This is a genomic window from Variovorax sp. DXTD-1 (assembly GCF_003984625.1).
GTDB lineage: Bacteria > Pseudomonadota > Gammaproteobacteria > Burkholderiales > Burkholderiaceae_C > Variovorax.
This window is the reverse complement of sequence record NZ_RWKH01000014.1, coordinates 62,926-82,504: the sequence shown is the minus strand read 5'-3', so window position 1 is coordinate 82,504 and position 19,579 is coordinate 62,926. Positions and strand designations below refer to the sequence as shown.

18 protein-coding genes are annotated in these 19,579 nt (G+C 66.8%); 10 read left to right on the top strand and 8 right to left on the bottom strand.

The window, feature by feature from the left end; genetic code table 11:
• The first annotated feature begins 98 nt into the window (after positions 1 to 98).
• Positions 99 to 1,040, top strand: coding sequence for a LysR family transcriptional regulator (locus tag EJI00_RS14800; RefSeq protein ID WP_126748270.1), 942 nt, complete (start codon positions 99 to 101; stop codon positions 1,038 to 1,040).
• A gap of 23 nt (positions 1,041 to 1,063) precedes the next feature.
• On the opposite strand, the gene EJI00_RS14795 is transcribed toward EJI00_RS14800, so the two are convergent.
• On the bottom strand, positions 1,064 to 1,741 hold the full coding sequence (locus EJI00_RS14795) for a TetR family transcriptional regulator C-terminal domain-containing protein (protein WP_185868143.1): 678 nt from the start codon (positions 1,739 to 1,741) through the stop codon (positions 1,064 to 1,066).
• A gap of 149 nt (positions 1,742 to 1,890) precedes the next feature.
• Here EJI00_RS14795 and EJI00_RS14790 point away from each other — a divergent pair, with 149 nt between their 5' ends.
• Positions 1,891 to 2,961, top strand: a complete 1,071-nt coding sequence (locus EJI00_RS14790; protein ID WP_126748269.1) for an asparaginase — start codon at positions 1,891 to 1,893, stop codon at positions 2,959 to 2,961.
• A 118-nt stretch (positions 2,962 to 3,079) separates the two neighbouring features.
• Here the strand turns inward: EJI00_RS14790 and EJI00_RS14785 are convergent, their stop codons facing one another.
• The 3 genes from EJI00_RS14785 to EJI00_RS14775 are packed head-to-tail and all read right to left on the bottom strand — an operon-like array spanning position 3,080 to position 5,698.
• Positions 3,080 to 3,901 (bottom strand): phosphatase PAP2 family protein, encoded by an 822-nt coding sequence (locus tag EJI00_RS14785; RefSeq protein WP_126748268.1) that lies wholly within the window; start codon positions 3,899 to 3,901, stop codon positions 3,080 to 3,082.
• Between the two features lie 10 nt (positions 3,902 to 3,911).
• Positions 3,912 to 4,736: a metallophosphoesterase family protein gene (locus EJI00_RS14780; RefSeq protein ID WP_126748267.1), complete on the bottom strand. Its 825-nt coding sequence runs from the start codon at positions 4,734 to 4,736 to the stop codon at positions 3,912 to 3,914.
• The gene (locus EJI00_RS14775) at positions 4,733 to 5,698 is read right to left on the bottom strand and encodes a diacylglycerol/lipid kinase family protein (RefSeq protein ID WP_126748266.1); all 966 of its coding nucleotides are present in this window, start codon (positions 5,696 to 5,698) and stop codon (positions 4,733 to 4,735) included. Before EJI00_RS14775 ends, EJI00_RS14780 begins: the two co-directional genes overlap by 4 nt.
• 234 nt (positions 5,699 to 5,932) lie before the next feature.
• On the opposite strand from EJI00_RS14775, the gene glyQ reads away from it, so the two are divergent.
• Genes glyQ through EJI00_RS14750 form a run of 5 tightly spaced genes read left to right on the top strand, consistent with a single transcriptional unit; the run spans position 5,933 to position 11,374 of the window.
• Positions 5,933 to 6,838: a glycine--tRNA ligase subunit alpha gene (glyQ, locus tag EJI00_RS14770; protein ID WP_055808465.1), complete on the top strand. Its 906-nt coding sequence runs from the start codon at positions 5,933 to 5,935 to the stop codon at positions 6,836 to 6,838.
• A gap of 3 nt (positions 6,839 to 6,841) precedes the next feature.
• Positions 6,842 to 8,998, top strand: coding sequence for a glycine--tRNA ligase subunit beta (gene glyS / locus EJI00_RS14765; protein WP_126748265.1), 2,157 nt, complete (start codon positions 6,842 to 6,844; stop codon positions 8,996 to 8,998).
• A 29-nt stretch (positions 8,999 to 9,027) separates the two neighbouring features.
• The gene (gene gmhB, locus EJI00_RS14760) at positions 9,028 to 9,606 is read left to right on the top strand and encodes a D-glycero-beta-D-manno-heptose 1,7-bisphosphate 7-phosphatase (protein ID WP_126748264.1); all 579 of its coding nucleotides are present in this window, start codon (positions 9,028 to 9,030) and stop codon (positions 9,604 to 9,606) included.
• On the top strand, positions 9,606 to 10,376 hold the full coding sequence (locus EJI00_RS14755) for a lysophospholipid acyltransferase family protein (protein ID WP_126748263.1): 771 nt from the start codon (positions 9,606 to 9,608) through the stop codon (positions 10,374 to 10,376). Before gmhB ends, EJI00_RS14755 begins: the two co-directional genes overlap by 1 nt.
• A 38-nt stretch (positions 10,377 to 10,414) precedes the next feature.
• Positions 10,415 to 11,374: a YgjP-like metallopeptidase domain-containing protein gene (locus EJI00_RS14750; RefSeq protein WP_126748324.1), complete on the top strand. Its 960-nt coding sequence runs from the start codon at positions 10,415 to 10,417 to the stop codon at positions 11,372 to 11,374.
• Positions 11,375 to 11,407: 33 nt separating this feature from the next.
• On the opposite strand, the gene EJI00_RS14745 is transcribed toward EJI00_RS14750, so the two are convergent.
• From EJI00_RS14745 to EJI00_RS14730, 4 genes are read right to left on the bottom strand one after another with little or no spacing between them, the layout of a single operon-like run.
• Positions 11,408 to 12,283, bottom strand: a complete 876-nt coding sequence (locus tag EJI00_RS14745) for a carbohydrate ABC transporter permease (RefSeq protein WP_126748262.1) — start codon at positions 12,281 to 12,283, stop codon at positions 11,408 to 11,410.
• 10 nt (positions 12,284 to 12,293) lie between these two features.
• Positions 12,294 to 13,202, bottom strand: coding sequence for a carbohydrate ABC transporter permease (locus EJI00_RS14740; protein WP_126748261.1), 909 nt, complete (start codon positions 13,200 to 13,202; stop codon positions 12,294 to 12,296).
• A gap of 27 nt (positions 13,203 to 13,229) precedes the next feature.
• Positions 13,230 to 14,561 (bottom strand): ABC transporter substrate-binding protein, encoded by a 1,332-nt coding sequence (locus EJI00_RS14735; RefSeq protein WP_126748260.1) that lies wholly within the window; start codon positions 14,559 to 14,561, stop codon positions 13,230 to 13,232.
• Positions 14,562 to 14,605: 44 nt separating this feature from the next.
• Positions 14,606 to 15,679, bottom strand: coding sequence for an ABC transporter ATP-binding protein (locus EJI00_RS14730; protein WP_126748259.1), 1,074 nt, complete (start codon positions 15,677 to 15,679; stop codon positions 14,606 to 14,608).
• A gap of 170 nt (positions 15,680 to 15,849) precedes the next feature.
• On the opposite strand from EJI00_RS14730, the gene EJI00_RS14725 reads away from it, so the two are divergent.
• The 3 genes from EJI00_RS14725 to EJI00_RS14715 are packed head-to-tail and all read left to right on the top strand — an operon-like array spanning position 15,850 to position 19,558.
• Positions 15,850 to 16,698 (top strand): FadR/GntR family transcriptional regulator, encoded by an 849-nt coding sequence (locus EJI00_RS14725; RefSeq protein ID WP_126748258.1) that lies wholly within the window; start codon positions 15,850 to 15,852, stop codon positions 16,696 to 16,698.
• On the top strand, positions 16,695 to 17,711 hold the full coding sequence (gene denD / locus EJI00_RS14720) for a D-erythronate dehydrogenase (RefSeq protein ID WP_126748257.1): 1,017 nt from the start codon (positions 16,695 to 16,697) through the stop codon (positions 17,709 to 17,711). Before EJI00_RS14725 ends, denD begins: the two co-directional genes overlap by 4 nt.
• On the top strand, positions 17,711 to 19,558 hold the full coding sequence (locus tag EJI00_RS14715) for an IlvD/Edd family dehydratase (protein ID WP_260590729.1): 1,848 nt from the start codon (positions 17,711 to 17,713) through the stop codon (positions 19,556 to 19,558). The genes denD and EJI00_RS14715 overlap by 1 nt, the downstream gene beginning before the upstream one ends.
• Positions 19,559 to 19,579: the final 21 nt, after the last annotated feature.

Genomic DNA, 19,579 nt, shown 5'->3' with positions numbered 1-19,579 from the left:
GAATACTGAGCGAGGGTTGAAATGTGCGCCTCTGAGGCGTGACTTGGTAGCCCTGGAGATCGCACAATGTCTATACGTCACACGCATAAAGACAGCACATGTCGACCTCTTCCCCCGCCGCCGACCGCATCGAGCTGATGCAGACCTTCGTTCACATCGTCGAGGCCGGCAGCCTCTCGGCCGCCGCCCAGCAGATGGGCGCCACCCAGCCCACCGTGAGCCGGCGGCTGCAGGCGCTGGAGCGTTCGCTGGGTGTGCGGCTGCTGCGCCGTTCCACCCACGCCATGAAGCTCACCGAGGACGGCGAGCGCTGCTACGAGCGGGCGCGAGAACTGATTGCCGACTGGCACGCCTTCGAGGCCGACCTTCGCGGCGTGGGTGACGAGCCCGAGGGCACGCTGCGCGTGGTGGCGCCGCATGCGCTGGGGCAGTTGCTGCTGGTCGGGCCGCTGGCCGACTACCTGCGTGCGTACCCGCGGGTGTCCGTCGAATGGCTGTTGAACGACCGCCGGCCCGACTTCATCGCCGAAGGCGTCGATTGCGCCATTCAGGTGGGCGAAGTCACGGACACGATGGCGGTGGCCATCAAGCTTTCGGAGGTGCCGCGCGTGGTGGTGGCGGCGCCCTCGGTGCTGGCCGGGCGCAAGCCGCCCACGCATGCCTCGGAACTGGCCGAACTGCCGTGGATCGCGCTGCGCACCTTCTATCGCAACGAGGTGGTGCTCACCTACAGTCCGTCTGGGGAGATTGCGCACGTGCCCATCCGGCCGCGCATGAGCACCGACAGCCTCTATGCGCTGCAAAGCGCGGCGCGCATGGGTCTTGGCGCCTGCATGGGTTCGGCCTGGCTCATGAATGACGACATTGCCACTGGCCGCATGGTGCAGCTTGTGCCGCAGTGGCATGTGGCGGCGCTACCCGTCTATCTGATTTATCCGCATGCGCGGTTCCAGCCGGCGCGGCTGCGCCGCTTCATCGAGATGATGCGGCTCGCGCTGGCCGACCCGACCGGCCGCGCCTGGGAAGCTGGGGCGTCGTAGTCGGCGCCTCAGGGACGGCGCGGCTAGGCCTTGATGCCGCAGCCGCCCAGCACAAAAGCCACCAGCTCGCGCGCAATCGGCTCGCGGTCGATGGGCGCATCCGGCGGCAGGCCGAGCATCACGCGCGTTTGTATCGCGTAGTCGGCATAGCTCTGGGTCATGGCCCAGATGTGCATCAGCAGCAGACGGGCGTCGAGCGGGCGCATCTGCCCGCGCGCGATCCAGCCGTTGATCACGTCGACTTTTTTCTGCGTCCACGCCCGCGCATTGGGCCAGTAGCGGTCGAGGTTGCGGCCGCCGTCGAGCACCTCGCGCGTGAAGATGCGCGAGATATCGGGGTTGTCGAAGGCGTGGTCGAGCTTCTTGCGGATGTAGTCGCCCAGCACCGTGCCCGGGTCGCTCGCGTCCTCGAACGAGAACACCACCTTCCACGCATGCAGCACTTGCATCAGCAGCTCTTCGTAGAGCTCTTCCTTGCCGGCGATGTAGTAGTGCAGCTGGGGCTTGGTAAGGCCGGCGCGCGCGGCAATGGCCTGGGTGGAGGTGCCCTTCAGGCCGTGCAGGCTGAACTCGGTGACGGCCGCCGTGCGGATGGCCGCCATGATGCGCTCGCGCCCTGGCCGCGCGCGCGACAGCGGGCCCTCGGGAGCGGGCATTTCCTGGGCGGCGGTCGGGGGAAGGGCGGCGGGATCGGCGTTCATTGGCATGTGTTGCGGCGGTGCGCCCGGCGATGGTAATCCTTGGCGCATGGCCGCATGCCATGCCGGCATGGAAGCGAAGAGCATGCGGGCACGGTTCATGTATCTTCTCGCCGCTTCCAGAAATTCATCCAAGACAAAGGAGTTCCCTCATGTACCTTTCTCCCCGTTTCAGGGCCTTCGCGGCCGGCGCCGCATTGCTTGCGGCCAGTGCGCTCGCGCAAGCCCAGCAGGCGCTGCCCAATGTGGTCATCCTGGCCACCGGCGGCACCATTGCGGGGGCCGGTGCCTCGGCCGTGAACAGCGCCACCTACGCGGCCGCCAAGGTCGGCGTCGACAAGCTGATTGCCGGCCTGCCCGAGCTCTCGAAAATCGCCAACGTGCGCGGCGAGCAGGTGTTCCAGGTCGCTTCCGAGAGCCTGACCAACGACAACCTGCTGACGCTCGCCAAGCGCGTGTCCGCACTGTCCAAGCAGGCCGACGTGGACGGCATCGTCATCACCCACGGCACCGACACGCTGGAAGAAACCGCTTATTTCCTCACGCTCACCGTGCGCACCAACAAGCCGATCGTCGTGGTCGGCTCGATGCGTCCGGGCACGGCGCTCTCGGCCGACGGCGCGCTCAACCTGTATGACGCAGTGAGCGTGGCCGGCAGCAAGGATGCAGCGGGCAAGGGCGTGCTGGTGACGATGAACGACAACATCGACAGCGGCCGCGACGTGAGCAAGAACGTCAACATCAAGACCAGCGCCTTCTCCAGCCAGTGGGGTCCGCTCGGCATGGTGGTCGAGGGCAAGAACTACTGGTTCCGTGCACCGGTCAAGCGCCACACCATGAACTCGGAGTTCGACATCGACAACATCAGCACGCTGCCGGTGGTCGAGATTGCGATGGGCTACGAGGGTGTTTCGTCCATCGCCATCGACGCGTTCGCCAAGAGCGGCGTGAAGGCGATCGTGCATGGCGGCACGGGCAACGGCTCGGTCGCCAACCGCATCGTGCCCAACCTGCAGAAGGCGCGCACCGACGGCGCCATCATCATCCGCAGCTCGCGCGTGGCCGACGGCTTCGTGATTCGCAATGCCGAGCAGCCCGACGACAAGTACGACTGGGTGGTGGCGCACGACCTGCGTCCGCAGAAGGCCCGCATCCTGGCGATGGTCGCCCTGACGAAGACCAGCGACACCAAGGAACTCCAGCGCATCTTCTGGGAGTATTGACCCACCCCCGAAGCGGCTCACTTCGTGTAGCCGCCTCCCCCTCAAGGGGGCAACACCAGCGGCCCGGCAAAGCCGGTTCCGCGGTGTTCCTGGCGAAGACCTTCTCGATCTATTCCATTCAGGGGCGGATGCGCCGGCGCTTGCGGTGCCGCGCGTATTCGAGGCTGCTCACGCACACGAGCAGCCAGGCGAGGCCGGTCAGCAGGCCGGCCACCACGTCGCTTGCAAAATGCACCTGCAAAAAGACGCGGCTGCACGCAATGGTGACGATGGCTGCGGCGGCCGCCATGGCCGCCGGCACATGCCAGCGCGCCGGCAACAGGCGCAGCGCCAAGTACATCAGCATGCCGTAGCTCACGATCGCGCCCGCGCTGTGGCCGCTCGGAAAGCTGAAGCTCGTCTCCAGCGCCAGCCCATGGTCGTGCAGCGGCCGTGCCCGCGCGAAGATGCGCTTGAGCGCGGGGTTCAGCAGCACGATGCCGCCGAGCGCCATCACCCAGCCCAGCGCGAGCCCGCGGTGCGCGTTGCGCCACAGCACCAAGGCCAGCACCACGCACACCGGCGCCAGCAGTTCGGCATCGCCCAGGTGGGTGAGCCAGCTGAAAGCCACCAGGGCCGCCCACGGCACATGCTCGCCGATCGCATCGGCCAGCGCCTGGTCGGCCAGGCCGAGCAAGCGCCCGTCGCCCAGCATCGATGCGATGTAGGCCACCAGGCTCGCCGCCGCGAGAATCAGCACAAAACCCAGTGCCAGCCCGACAGCCACGCGCGGCTCGTCGGGCTCGTCGCTCGACGAAATCCTGGCGCGGCGGCGCTGAAGAAGCTGGCAGGCGAGGCCGGCGCCCAGCACCGACACTGCGAAAACACACAGGAACCAGGCAAGGGCATGTTCGCCCAACTGGCGGGCGAGAAGAACGAGGGCAGGGGCTTCCATTGGCATGCGGGGCACCCTAAGGGAGCACCGCGCCGCTGGCAAGCCGAAGCCGCAATACTTTGCCGCACACAAAGGCCTTGTGAGCCGCCGAATGGTCCCACCGCTCCGCTTGGCAAACGCGGGTACCACCAATGTTTTCCATGCGCAGCACGTTCACCGAATTGGGATGCCCCGCGCGCACGCGCGACGACACGGCCGTGCCGGCCTGCACCGCCCACGTGGTGCGCGGGCAACCCGCATAGGCGTCGTGCAGCGAGCGCACAAAGGGCAGGTGAATGTGGCCGCCCAGGATCAGGTCGGCGCCGGCAGCGCACCAGCGCGCCACGGCCGTTTCGCGGCCGTGCAGCCGGTTGTGCATGTCTTCCTGCCGCGTGACCATCACCGGCTGGTGCGTCACCACCACGCGCAATTGCGAAGGCGATGCCGCGGCCAGCCGGGCCTCGACCCGTTCGACCTGTGCGGGCGAAACCTCGCCGTCCTCGTGCCGGTACCAGCGTGTGGTGTTGACCGCAACCACCAGCCATTCGGCGGATTCGAACACCGGCTCCAGGTCGGCGCCGAAGGCTTCGGTGTACCTTTCATAAGGCGAGAACAGGCGCGCCGCCATGTGAAAGAGCGGGATGTCGTGATTGCCGGGGATGGCCACCACCGCCGGCGCCGCGAGCCGGTCGACAAAGGCGCGGGCCGCCGCAAACTGCGGGCGCGTGGCCCGCTGGGTAATGTCGCCGGAGAGCACCACCACTTGCGGCGACAGGGAACGCGCAAGCTGCTCCAAAGCTTCCATCACGTGAGGCTGCTCGGTGCCGAAATGCGTATCTGAAATCTGGAGCAGGCAGCTCATTGCTTGGCGGCCTCCAGTTCGGGCGCGGAATCGGGCCGCACCAGCCACAGCGGCTCGGGCGACACCCTAAACAGCAGCGGCATCTCGGTCCAGGCGATCTCGCCGTCGGTGGCCACCTTCACGCGGCGGGGGGAATGCAGCCGGCCGGTCTTCACCGTCATCGATTCGAACGGAAAGCTCAGCACCTCGTCGGCGCTCCCAAGGCGGCCCAGCGCGCCGCGCACCAGCAGGCCGGGCATTGCCAGAACGCCTGTCGGCTTCAGCACCACAGCCGCCAGCTGACCGTTTTCGGGCGCGTCGGCATGTTCGATGCCGACTTGCAGCAGCTGCAACGGGTTGTTGCCGACAAAAAGCGTCGGTGTTCGAATATCGCGCTCCTGGCCACGCCAGGCCATGCGCAGGTTCCAGAGCCGGTGCCCGCGCAACACGGTCACAAGCCCCGCGAAAAACGCAATCCACCGGTGGCGGCCGTAGCGCGCCTTGTAGCTTTCGCGCTCTTCCAGCAGCTCGGCGTACAGCCCCATGCTTGCGTTGACCAGGAACACGCGGTCGTTCACCAGTCCCACCTGTGCGGGTTGCGGCTGGCCGGTCAGCAGCAGTTGCAGCGCCTCGGCCGTATCGCCTGGAATGCCATGCGCGCGGCTGAAGTAGTTGAAGGTGCCCTGCGGCAGCACGCCAAAGGGCAGGCCGCTGCCGAGCGTGGCCTGCGCCACCGCGTTGATGGTGCCGTCGCCGCCTGCGGCCACCACCACGCCGCCAACGGCGCGGGCCCGCTCCACGGCCTCGCGCGCCAGCGCCTGCACCGTGGTGCGCCCATCCACAAGAAAGATGCGGTGCTTGCGGCCGGCCACGGTGCAGCCCTCCTCGATGATCCGGCGGGTTTCGGCGGTGTCCGCGCTGCCCGAACCGGCGTTGAGAACAATGAACAGAGGAGAGTTCGGACCGATTTGAGGCGGCGGCATGTCGGTGGAGGCAGGGAGGAAGGACGCCCGGCGGGCAAAAAAAGGCCGGAAAAAGACCGATAAAAGGCGATTGCATGCAACCGGCCCGCCTTTGTCGCACGGGCCAGGCCGCGGCGCCGGCAGCCGGCATCCCGGCTTGCTGTGGGAGAGTTGCCCTCCGACCGTAAAATCGTCCGCTTTCGCGGCGCATTGCCGCGCTACCGTCCAAATGTCCGGCCCACGCCGGCCAGCTTCATGTTGACCTTCCAGCAAATCATTCTCAAACTGCAGTCGTACTGGGCCGACAAGGGCTGCGCGCTGCTGCAACCGTACGACATGGAAGTGGGCGCGGGCACCTCGCACACCGCCACCTTCCTGCGGGCGCTCGGCCCCGAACCCTGGAAGGCCGCCTACGTGCAGCCCAGCCGTCGCCCCAAGGACGGCCGCTACGGCGAGAACCCCAACCGCCTGCAGCACTACTACCAGTACCAGGTGGTGCTCAAGCCGGCACCCAGCAACATCCTCGAGCTGTACCTCGGCAGCCTGGAGGCACTGGGCTTCGACCTGAAGAAGAACGACATCCGCTTTGTGGAAGACGACTGGGAGAACCCCACGCTCGGCGCCTGGGGCCTGGGCTGGGAGGTGTGGCTCAACGGCATGGAAGTGACGCAGTTCACCTACTTCCAGCAAGTAGGCGGCATCGACTGCAAGCCCATCACCGGCGAAATCACCTACGGCCTGGAGCGCCTGGCCATGTACCTGCAGGGCGTGGACAACGTCTACAACCTCACGTGGACCGAAGGCCTGAGCTACGGCGACGTGTACAAGCAGAACGAGGTCGAGCAGTCGACCTACAACTTCGAGCACAGCGACGCCGAATTCCTGTTCACCGCCTTCAATGCGCATGAAAAGCAGGCCAAGCACCTCATGACGGAGCAGCTCGCGCTGCCGGCCTACGAGCAGGTGCTCAAGGCCGCGCACAGCTTCAACCTGCTCGACGCGCGCGGCGCCATCAGCGTGACGGAGCGCGCGGCCTACATCGGCCGCATCCGCAACCTTGCGCGCAGCGTGGCGCAGAGCTACTACGAGAGCCGCGAGCGGCTCGGTTTCCCGATGGCGCCGCGCGAGTGGGTTGCACAAATCACGAAGAAGGCGGCTTGAGCGATGACGAGCGTGCAAAAGAATCTGTTGGTCGAACTCTTCGTTGAAGAGCTGCCCCCCAAAGCGTTGAAGAAACTCGGCGATGCCTTCGCCAACGGCCTGCGCGACCAGCTCGTGGCGCAGGGGCTCGCCGAGCCGGGCTCGGTGCTCACTGCCTACGCATCGCCGCGCCGCCTGGCCGCGCACCTCACGCACGTGGCCGAGCGCGCCGCCGACAAGGCCGTGTCGCAAAAGCTCATGCCCGTGGCCGTGGGGCTCGATGCCTCGGGCCGGCCCACGCCCGCGCTGCTCAAGCGGCTGGCCGCCCTTGGCGCCGATGCCTCGGCCGTGCCCGGCCTGAAGCGCGCGGCGGACGGCAAGGCCGAAGTCCTGTTCTACGAAAGCACCGCCAAGGGCGCCACGCTGACCGAAGGCCTGCAGAAGGCGCTGGCCGAATCCATTGCCAAGCTGCCGATCCCCAAGGTGATGAGCTACCAGCTCGAAAGCGGCTGCGAGCTGCCGGGCTGGAGCAGCGTGAGCTTCGTGCGCCCCGCGCACGGCTTGGTGGCGCTGCATGGCGACGCTGTGGTGCCCGTCGAGGTGCTGGGCCTGCATGCGGGCCGCGAAACGCACGGCCACCGCTTCGAGGCGGCGGTCGACCCGGTGGTGCTGCGCGATGCCAACAGCTACGCGCTGCAGATGCAGGACGACGGCGCGGTCATCGCGAGCTTCGAGGCCCGCCGCACCGAAATTGCGCGCCAGCTCGCGGCCGCGGCCGTGCGGGTGGGCGGCGGCACGGTGCCCATTCATGACGACGCGCTGCTCGACGAAGTGACGGCGTTGGTCGAGCGGCCCAATGTGCTGGTGTGCAGCTTCGAGCGCGAGTTTCTCGAAGTGCCGCAGGAGTGCCTCATCCTCACGATGAAGGCCAACCAGAAGTACTTTCCGCTGCTCGACGCGTCGAATAGGCTCACCAACAAGTTTTTGGTGGTCAGCAACATCAGCCCCGAGGATGCGAGCGCGGTGGTCGGCGGCAACGAGCGCGTGGTGCGCCCACGCCTGGCCGACGCCAAGTTCTTCTTCGACCAGGACCGCAAGAAATCACTGGCCTCGCGCGTCGAATCGCTCGGCAAGGTGGTCTATCACAACAAGCTGGGCACGCAGGGCGAGCGCGTGCAGCGTGTGATGCGCATTGCGCGCGGCATTGCGGCGCAACTGGCGCAAGCGGAGCAATCGGCAGATGCCACGCTCACCGCGCACGCGGTGCAGGCGGCGCAGCTTGCCAAGGCCGACCTCGTGACCGACATGGTCGGCGAGTTCCCGGAACTGCAGGGCACGATGGGCCGCTACTACGCACTGCACGACGGCTTGTCCGCCGAAGTGGCCGACGCCATCGAAGACCACTACAAGCCGCGCTTTGCCGGCGACGAACTGCCGCGCAACACCGTCGGCCTGGTGGTTGCGCTGGCCGACAAGCTCGAGACGCTGGTCGGCATGTTCGGCATCGGCAACCTGCCGACGGGCGACCGCGATCCGTTCGCGCTGCGCCGCCATGCGCTGGGCGTGATCCGCATGCTGATCGAGGAAGACCTGCCGCTGGGGCTCGACGCGCTGCTGCAGGACGCCGCCGCGCAGTTCAAGGACATCGAAGGCTTCGACAGCGGCAAGGCCACGGTCGCGCTGCAAGACTTCATTCTCGACCGTCTTGCCGGCAGCCTGCGCGAGCAGGGCGCCAGTGCGCAAGAAGTCGACGCCGTGCTGGCACCGCGCCCGCAGCGCCTGGGCGAGGTGCCCAAGCTGCTGGCGGCAGTGCGCGCCTTTGCAGCATTGCCGGCGGCCGCCGCGCTGGCCGCAGCCAACAAGCGCATCGGTAACATCCTCAAGAAGGCGCCCGAGGCCGACGCGCACGTCAGCGAACTGCTGCTGCAGGAGCCCGCCGAGAAGGCGCTGCATGCCGCCATGGCCGAAGTGGTGCCCGCCGCAAACGCCCAGTTCGAGGCCGGCGACTACACCGCGTCGCTGCAGACATTGGCTGCGTTGCGCGAGCCGGTCGATGCCTTCTTCGACGGCGTGATGGTCAACGCCGAACAGGCCGATCTGCGCCTCAACCGGCTGGGCTTGCTGATGTCGTTGCACGCCGCGATGAACCGCGTGGCGCAACTCGAACGGTTGGCAGTCTGAAGCGAAGCACGGGCTTTTTTGCCAACGCCATGAAACTCGTCATCCTCGACCGCAACGGCACGATCAACGTGCACCGCGAAGACTTCGTCAAGAGCGACATCGAGTGGACGCCGCTGCCCGGTGCGCTCGAAGCCGTGGCCAAGCTCAACCATGCGGGTTGGCACGTGGTGATTGCGTCCAACCAGTCGGGCCTGGGCCGCGGCCTGTTCGACATGGCGTCGCTCAACGCCATGCACGCCAAGATGCACAAGATGCTCGCGGCCGTGGGCGGCAAGGTCGATGCCGTGTTCTATTGCCCGCACAGCCCCGACGAGGACTGCGACTGCCGCAAGCCGAAGCCGGGCCTGTTCCTGCAGATCGGCGACCGCTACGGCATCGATCTGCAGGGCGTGCCGACCGCGGGCGACAGCCTGCGCGACCTGCAGGCGGGCGCCGCCGCGGGCTGCGAGCCGCATCTCTTGCTCACGGGCATGGGGGCCGCCTGCATCGGCGTCGACCCGCTGCCCCCCGAATACCCGGCGAACACCATGGTTCACGAGAACCTCGCCGCCTTTGTCGACTTCTTGCTTGCGCGCGAAGCGCAGGCCGCACTGCAGGTGGCTGTCTGATGGCGTTTTTCCGTTCCGTTGTCCATGCACTGTGGATGCTCGTCACCGTGGTGCCCTGGGGCATCATCATGTGCGTCAGCTCGCTCTGGAAACGCGGCATTCCGCTCTACTGGATGGCGGTGCAGTGGCTCAGCTGGGCCATCGGCGGGGCGCGCGTGCTGCTGGGCATCAAGACCCGCGTCACCGGCATGGAAAACCTGCCGACCGACAAGCTTGCCGGCGCGATCCTGCTGGTGAAGCACCAGTCGACCTTCGAGACCTTCCTCATGCCCACGCTGATGCCGCATCCGCTGGCCTTCGTGTTCAAGAAAGAGCTGATCTACGTGCCCTTCTTCGGCTGGGCCATGGCTCGGCTCGACATGATTCATATCGACCGCAGCCAGCGCGCACAGGCGTTCAACAAGGTCGTGAACCAGGGCCGCAAGCTGCTTGCGCAGGGCATCTGGATCATCATGTTTCCCGAAGGCACCCGCATTCCGCGCGGCCAGAAGGGCACCTACAAGAGCGGCGGCACGCGGCTCGCATGCGAGACCGGCGTGCCGGTGATTCCCGTCGCCGTCACCTCGGCCAAGGTGTGGCCGCGCAAGGCGTTCATCAAGCGCCCCGGCGTGGTCGATGTGTCGATCGGCCCGGCCATTCCCAGCGTCGGCCGCAAGCCCGATGAGCTGATGCGCGAAGTCGAGGCCTGGATCGAATCGGAGATGCGCCGCCTCGACCCCGAGGCTTATCGCGACAGCCCGCCGCTGCAGGCGGCGCCAGAAGTGCACTGAAGAGAAAGCCCGAGATGCGGGGACTGCTTCAGTTCACGATGGACCTGTTCGAAGGGCTGGGCAACGAGTTTGCGCCGGCCAAGCCGCCCGAGCGCAAACCGGGAAGAGTCAAGAAGAAGGCGGCACCGCCGATGGTGACGCCCATGGCTGCGCCTCCGGTGACCGATGTGCAGCCGCAAGCCAATAGCGCCGGCCCCGCGCTGCCCGCGGTTCCGCTGCGCGACACCCTGACGCTCGCGAGCTTCGCGCATCCCCTCGCCACGCGCGAAACGGTGCTGGGTTCGGCGCGGGTGGCCTACGAGTTCAAGCGCGGCAAGCGCAAGACCATCGGATTCGTGGTCGGCGCCGAAGGGCTGTCGGTGCGCGCGCCGCGCTGGGTCACGCTGCGCGACGTCGATGCCGCCATTCAGGAAAAAGCCGACTGGATCATTCGCAAGCTGCTCGAAACGCGGCAACGCCACGCACGCGTGGAGGCTACGCGCATCGACTGGAAAGACGGGGCGGAGTTTCCTTTCATGGGCGAGCCGGTCGTGATCCGGCTCGACCCGAAGCATGGCTTCGCAAGTGTCGGAGGCACGCTCGATGAGGCCGATGCGATGGGCGGCCCGCGCATCCTGCGCTTGGCCGTGGCGCAGAACGCCGGGCCTTCGCAGATCCGCGATGCCGCGCAGGCGTGGCTGATGCGGCAGGCGCGCAAACTGTTCATTGATCGGCTCGACCACTTCGCGCCGCGGCTCGGCGTGCGCTGGCAGAAGCTCTCGCTCTCGAATGCGGCCACGCGCTGGGGCAGCGCGAGCGCGGACGGTTCGATTCGCCTCAACTGGCGGCTCATTCATTTCCGCTTGCCGGTGATCGACTACGTCGTCGCGCATGAGTTGGCACACCTGCGGGTGATGGACCATTCGCAGCGCTTCTGGGAAACCGTCGAGAGCGTGGTACCCGACTACGGCCTGCTGCGCCAGCAGCTGAAAGACGAAGCGGTTCCTCGCTGGAACTGACTGGCTGCCGGACCGGCTGGCTGGCGTGCCGCGCTATTCCTTCACCGACCCGGTCATTCCCGAGACGTAGTACTCGACGAAGAACGAGTAGATGAACGCCACCGGCAGCGAGCCGAGCAGCGCGCCCGCCATCAGCGGCCCCCACTGGTACACGTCGCCTTGCACCAGCTCCGTCACCACGCCGACCGGCAGCGTCTTCACTTCCGACGACGAGACGAACGTGAGTGCGTAGATGAACTCGTTCCATGACAGCGTGAACGCGAAGATGCCCGCGGAGATAAGTCCGGGCACCGCCAGCGGCAGCACGATCTTCACGAGAATCTGCCAGCGGCTCGCGCCGTCGATGAGCGCGCACTCTTCGAGTTCGGCGGGAATCGAGCGGAAGTAGCCCATCAGCAGCCACGTGCAGAAGGGAATGAGAAAGGTCGGATACGTGAGGATGAGCGCCCAGCGTGTGTCGAAAAGTCCGAGGTTGAAGACCACGTTCGCGAGCGGAATGAACAGGATCGACGGCGGCACCATGTACGCGAGGAAAATCGAAAGCCCGACGTGCTTCGATCCCCTGAAGCGCAGCCGCTCGATGGCGTACGCCGCGAACACCGAGGCAGCGAGCGACACGAAGGTCGACACCACCGACACCAGCACCGTGTTCCACAGCCACTGCGGGTACGAGGTCCCGAACAGCAGCTTGTGGAAGTGCGAGAGCGTCGGGTTGATCACCCAGAACGGATTGCCTTCGCGCGAGAGCAGCTCGGCATCGGGCTTCACCGAGGTGATGGCCATCCAGTAGAACGGGAACAGCAGCACGATCAAGAAGACCAGCAGCGGCAGGTACACGGTCACCAGCTTGCGAGGGATCGTGTCGAGGTAGCTCATGCCGACGGTGTCGACCTGGCCTGCATTGCTCATGGAAGTTCTTTCATTTGTCAGATCCGCCCTGTTGCCAGGCGCGGCGCTGCAGGCCGAAGAAGCTGAACATCACGCAGGCCAGCAGGAACGGCACCATCGCGATGGCAATGGCCGCGCCTTCGCCGAGCGCACCGCCCGAAATCGCGCGCTGGAACGACAGCGTGGCCATCAGGTGCGTGGCATTCAGCGGGCCGCCGCGGGTGATGACGTAGATGAGCTGGAAGTCGGTGAAGGTGAACAGCACCGAGAAGGTCATGACCACCGCGATGATCGGCGTGAGCAGCGGCATCGTCACGTGGCGGAACTGCTGCCACGGCGTCGCGCCGTCGATGGCGGAGGCTTCGTAGTAGGAGGGCGAGATCGTCTGCAGCCCGGCGAGCAGCGTGATCGCCACGAAGGGCACGCCGCGCCATACGTTGGCGATGATCACCGCGATGCGCGCATTCCACGGCGAGCCGAGGAAGTCGATGTACTGGTCGATCAGCCCCATCTTCACCAGCGCCCAGCTGATGATGGAGAACTGCGAGTCGTAGATCCACCAGAACGCGATCGCCGAGAGCGCGGTGGGCACGATGTAGGGCAGCAGAATGACCGCGCGGAAGAAGGTCTTGAAGCGGATGTTGCGGTTCAACAAGATCGCGAGCCACAGGCCCAGGAAGAACTTCAGCACGCTCGCCACCGCCGTGTAGAAGAGCGTGTTGAAGAGGGCGAGCCGCGTCACGGCATCGCCCCACAGGTACTCGTAGTTCTCCAGGCCGATCCACTCCCCCGAGCGGCCCACCTTGGCATCGGTGAAGCCCAAGTAGGTGCCCAGCCCCAGCGGGTAGGTCAGGAACAGCAGCAGCAACACCGCCGCGGGCAGCATGAACGCGAGCCCGAGGGCGTTGCGGCTGTTCTGGAACCTGGCCAAAAGTGTCATGGGATGGACGGCTTGGAGGTGGAAGAATCAGACCTTGTAGTACCGCTCGGCGCGCTTCTGCGCGCGCTCGGCCGCTTCCTTGGGCGTCTTCGATCCGCTCGCTGCTTCGGCCACCATGTTCGGAACGATGAAGTCCGCCGCCGCGCCGGCCGAGGCGTAGCCCAGCTTGCCGTCGTAGCCGCCCGGGCGCAGGTTCTTCACCGAATCGCGGTACGGCAGGTTCTTCGGGTCCGAGCTCCAGATCGCGCTGTTCTCGTAGAAGCGCAGGGGCTGCGCCACGTAGCCGCCACCGCCTTGCAGCCACGGATCGAATTGTTCCTTCTCCATCATGAAGCGCAGGAACTCCTTGGCCGCCTGCGGGAATTTCGTGTACTTCATGACCATCTGGTTGAAGAACAGGTGCGACTCCGTCGGCACGCCCACCGGGCCGATGGGGAACACCGCGTGGTTGATGTCCGCGGCCATTTCCTTGACCTTGGGGTCGGCCGAATTCTTGGCCGCGTAGTAGATCGAGATGCCGTTGTTGGTGACGCTGATCTGCCCGTCGAGAAAGGCCTTGTTGTTGTTCGGGTCCAGCCACGAGAGCGTGCCGGGGATGAAGTTGGCATACAGCTCCTTGGCGTACTCCAGCGCCTTGAGCGTCTCGGGGCTGTCGATCACCACCTTGTTGGTCTTGTCGACCAGCTTGCCGCCGTGCGACCAGATGAGCCAGTTGCACCAGGTGCTGTCGCCGGTCGCGTTGCCCAGCGCCATGCCGCCGGGCGTACCCTTTTCCTTCAGCGCCTTGTAGAGCTTCAGGAACTCGTCGGTGGTCTTGGGAAAGGTCGCGAAGCCTGCGGCCTTCACCATGCTCTCGCGATACACGATGAGCGAGCCCGAGGCGCCCAGCGGCAGGCCCAGCCACTTCTTGCCGTCGGGCCGCATGAAGGCCTCGCCAGCGGGGTACCAGCCGCCGTATTTCTTGCCGAGGTATTCGGCCAGGTCGGTCACGTCGAGCAGCTTGTCGGGGTAGAGGTTGGCGTCGTCGTTGGTCGACAGAATGATGTCCGGGCCCGCGCCGGTGTTGGCGGCCACGGCGGCTTTGGGGCGCACGTCTTCCCAGCCTTCGTTGTCCACGCGCACTTCCACGCCGGTGGTTTCGGTGAACTTCTTGACGTTGGCCATGTAGGCATCGATGTCGCCCTGCACGAAGCGGCTCCAGCGCAGCACGCGCAGCTTGGCGCCCTTCTCGGGCTTGAAGGTCATGGTCTGCTGCGCCTGTGCAAAAGGCGCGAAAAGCGCGCTGCCCGTGCCGACGGTCGCGGCGGCGGCAACGCCGGCCGAACTCTCGAGAAACCTGCGGCGATTGAAATCACTCATGAGCTGTCTCCTTCGTTGTGAACGGACCGGTGTGAACCAAAAAATCAGGCGGCCAGGCGCAGGCCGCTTTCGGCATCGAACAGGTGCGCGCGTTCGAGGTCGGGCAAGAGATGGATGGTGCTGCCGGGTGCGAAGTCGTAGCGCTCGCGGAACACGGCCGAGAGCTCGGCGCCCTCGTGGCGGCACGCGACGAAGGTGTCCATGCCGGTGGGCTCCATCACCACCACGCGCGACGGAATGCCGCCGCTGTCGCTCAGCGACAGGTGCTCGGGGCGCGTGCCGTACACCACGGGCTGTCCATCGGTGCCGCCTGCATGAATGGGCGCATCGAGCCGGGTGCCGTCGGGCAGTTCGACATGCGCCGTGCCGCCCGTGCGCCGCAGCGTGCCGGGCAGGAAGTTCATGGCCGGCGAGCCGATGAAGCCCGCAACGAACTGGTTGGCCGGGTGGTCGTACAGGTCCAGCGGACTGCCGGTCTGTTCGATGCGGCCGTCGCGCATCACCACGATCTTGTCGCCCATGGTCATGGCTTCGATCTGGTCGTGCGTGACGTAGATGGAGGTGGTCTTCAGCCGCTGGTGCAACTCCTTGATCTCGCTGCGCATCGCCACGCGCAGCTTGGCGTCGAGGTTGGACAGCGGCTCGTCGAACAGGAACACCTGCGGATCGCGCACGATGGCGCGGCCCATCGCCACGCGCTGGCGCTGGCCGCCCGAGAGCTGCCGCGGATAGCGTTCGAGCAGCGGCTTGAGCGCCAGGATTTCCGCCGCGCGCTGCACCTTGGCGTCGATGGCAGCCCTGTCCATCTTCGCGAGCGCGAGGGCGAAGGCCATGTTGTCGCGCACCGTCATGTGCGGATAGAGCGCGTAGTTCTGGAACACCATCGCGATGTCGCGTTCCTTGGGCGGCAAGTCGTTCACGCGGCGATCGCCGATGCGGATCTCGCCGCCGTGAATTTCTTCCAGCCCCGCGATCATGCGCAGCAAGGTCGACTTGCCGCAGCCCGAGGGGCCCACCAGCACCGTGAACGAACCGTCGGCAATGTCGATGTCCACCCCGTGAAGGATGGCGACTTCGCCGAATCGCTTCTTGACCGCCTGAATCGTGACACTGGCCATGCAAGGAGTCCTGTCAAATCGCGGGAAGGGAGCGGCGCGGAGACCTCCGCGTCGCAGCCCGGGCAGTATCGGCACTGGTTTTTGAAACCGGTATCAGGGCAAACCGGTACGAGAAAATCCCGGTTGACTTGTATGATGACCCGATAACCGTGCTCCACTTTTCCGCTGCCGTGCAGGCTCCCGCCCTCTCAGAATCCTTTCTTCTGGTCACGGACCGCCTGTCTGACCGGCTCGCTTCGCGGCTGGCCGCGCAGATCGCTTCCGGCGCGCTGCGCCCCGGTGACCGGCTCCCCACCGAACAGCAACTCGCGGCCTCGCACGGGGTATCGCGCACCGTGGTGCGCGAAGCCGTGCACCAGCTCAAGTCGCAGGCGCTGGTCAGCTCGCGGCAGGGCTTGGGCTGTTTCGTCGCGCAGGCGCCGCTGAACCGTCCGCTGGCTTTTGACCCCGCGGTGCTCGAGTCTGTGCAGTCGGTCGTTCATGTGGTCGAGGTGCGGCGCGTGCTCGAAGGCGAGATCGCCGCGCTGGCGGCGCAGCGCGCGAGCCGCAGCCAGATCGCGGCGCTGCGTCGCGCCCTCAAGGCCATCGACGCAGCCGCCGCGGCCGGGCAAGACGGCGTGGCCGAAGACCTCGCCTTCCACCGCGTGATCGGCGAAGCGACCGGCAATCCGCAGTTCCGCCTGCTGCTCGGCTTCCTGGAGCAGTACCTGCGCGAGGGCATGCGCATCACGCGCGGCAACGAAGCGCGGCGGCTCGACTTCATGGAGGCAGTGCAGAGCGAGCACCGCGCCATCGTCGAAGCCATTGCGGCGCGCGACCCGGTGGCGGCGCGCCGTCATGCGACCCAGCATCTGATCCGTGGCGAGCAGCGCCTGATCGAAGGCGGCGTCATCACCGGTCAGCGCCGCCGCGCCGCGCCGCGAGCCGCCATGCCGGCCACCGCCACCCGCGCGAAACGCACCACCGAAGCAACCGTGACTACCGTGACCACCCAAAGGACCAAGAGGAAAAAATCATGAAACTGTTGATCACCGGAGGCGGCGGCTTTGTCGGCGCCCGCCTTGCGCGCGCACTGCTGGCGCGCGGCACGCTGGCGGGCCAGCGCATCGAACGCATGGTGCTGACCGACATCGCGCCGCCGCCGGCCGACCTGCTGGCCGATGCGCGCGTGGAGGCCCGCACCGGCCCGCTGCTCGCGCAGGCCGAGGCGCTGAAGACCGAGGCCTTCGACGGCGTGTTCCATCTGGCGTCGGCCGTTTCGGGCGAATGCGAAGCCGACTTCGAACTGGGCCTGCGCTCCAATCTCGACAGCACGCGTGCGTTGCTCGATGCCCTTCGCGCCAACGTCGGAGCGGGCGGCAAGGTGGCGCGGCTGGTGTTCTCCAGCTCGGTCGCGGTGTTCGGCCCGGATCCTTCGGTGCCGCTCCCCGCCCTGGTGGCCGACGACACGCTGCCGCTGCCGCAGACCTCCTACGGCACGCAGAAGCTGGTCTGCGAGCACCTCGTTGCCGACTACACGCGCAAGGGCTACATCGACGGCCGCGCAGCACGGCTGATGACCGTGACCGTGCGGCCGGGCCGCCCCAACGGCGCCGCCTCGTCGTTCTTCAGCGGCATCATCCGCGAGCCGCTGGCGGGTGTGGAATCGGTCTGCCCGGTGTCGCCCGACGTGTCGCACCCGATGACCTCGCCGGCCCGCACGGTGGAGGGCCTGATCGCCGTCTACGAGGCCAGCCGCGAGGCCTTCGGCGGCCGCGCCGCGCTCAACCTGCCGGCGCTCAACGTGCGCGTGAGCGACATGCTCGATGCGCTCGAGGAAGTGGCCGGGCCGAAGGTGCGCGCGCTGGTGCGCTTCGAGCGCGACGAGCGCATCGCCGGCATCGTGGCCAACTGGCCCGGCGGCGCCACGGCCGAGCGGGCCGCACGGCTCGGATTGCATCCGCACGACAATTTCGCCGACATCATTCGCCAGTACATCGCCGATTGCGCCGCGCTTCCGAACGCGGCCGAAACACTGAAGGGAATGTCCTGATGGGCACGAAGAAAAGCACCACGCCGAAAAACCCTGCGCCGAAGAGCACCCCGAAGAAGCCCGCGGGCGCCTTGAAGCTGCGTTCGCAGGCCTGGTTCGACAACCCCGCCAATACCGACATGACCGCGCTCTACCTGGAGCGCACGATGAATTTCGGCCTGGGCTTCGAGGAGCTGCAGTCGGGCCGCCCGATCATCGGCATCGCGCAGACGGGCTCCGACATCGCGCCCTGCAACCGCCACCACCTGGTGTTGGCCGAGCGCGTGCGCGAGGGCATCAGGGATGCGGGCGGCATCGCCTTCGAGTTTCCGATCCATCCGATCCAGGAGACCTGCAAGCGCCCGACTGCCTCGCTGGACCGCAACCTGCAGTACCTCTCGCTCGTCGAGATCCTGTACGGCTATCCGCTGGACGGCGTGGTGCTGACCACCGGCTGCGACAAGACCACGCCGGCGCAGCTGATGGCCGCGGCCACGGTCGACATTCCGGCCATCGCGCTCAACTCCGGCCCCATGCTCAACGGCTGGTACAAGGGCGAGCGCACGGGCTCGGGCACCATCGTCTGGAAGGCGCGCGAGCTGCTGGCCGCGGGCGAGATCGACGAGCCCGGCTTCCTGCGGCTCGTGGCTTCGTCGGCCCCGTCGACCGGGCACTGCAACACCATGGGCACGGCCTCCACGATGAACTCGCTGACCGAGGCACTGGGCATGACGCTGCCCGGCAGCGCGGCCATTCCCGCGCCCTACCGCGACCGCCAGGAGATGGCCTACATGACCGGCAAGCGCATCGTGGAGATGGTGCGCGAAGACCTGAAGCCCTCGGACATCATGACGCGCGCGGCCTTCGAGAACGCGATCGTCGTGAACTCGGCCATCGGCGGCTCGACCAATGCGCCCATCCACCTGAACGCCATCGCGCGCCACATCGGCGTGCCGCTGACCACCGGCGACTGGGAAAAGCACGGCTACAAGGTGCCGCTGCTGGTCAACCTGCAGCCGGCCGGTGAGTACCTGGGCGAGGACTACTACCGCGCAGGCGGCGTGCCCGCCGTGGTGGCCGAGCTGATCGCCAAGGGGAAGATCCAGCCGGCGCTCACGGCCAACGGCAAGAGCATCATCGAGAACTGCGAAGGCCGGTTCACCGAAGACCGCAGGGTGATCTTCCCGTACGCCAAGCCGATGATGAAGAACGCGGGCTTCCTCGACTTCAGCGGCAACCTGTTCGACTCCGCGATCATGAAGACCAGCGTGATCACGCCCGAGTTTCACAGCCGCTACCTGGAGAACCCGGCCGACCCGATGGCCTTCGAAGGCACGGCCGTGGTGTTCGACGGGCCCGAGGACTACCATCGTCGCATCGACGATCCGAAGATGAAGATCGATGCGCACAGCATCCTGTTCATGCGCGGCGTGGGGCCGGTGGGCTACCCCGGTGCGGCCGAGGTCGTGAATATGCGCGCGCCGGCCTACCTGCTGAAGAAGGGCATCACCGCGCTGCCTTGCATCGGCGACGGGCGGCAGTCGGGCACGTCGGGCTCGCCGTCGATCCTGAACGCCTCGCCCGAGGCCGCGACCGGCGGTGCGCTGGCGCTCTTGAAGACGGGGGACCGCGTGCGCATCGACCTGAAGAAGCGCACGGCCAACATGCTGGTGTCCGACGAAGAACTGGCCAAGCGCCGCCAGAAGCTCGAGGCCTCGGGCGGCTACCCGTACCCGCCGAGCCAGACGCCGTGGCAGGAGATCCAGCGTGCGGTGGTCGACGAGCTCTCCGAGGGCATGGTGCTCAAGCCCGCGGTGAAGTACCAGAAGATCCACGCCACCTTCGGCGTGCCGCGCGACAACCACTGAGGTGGCCGCCGCGTGGGCGCT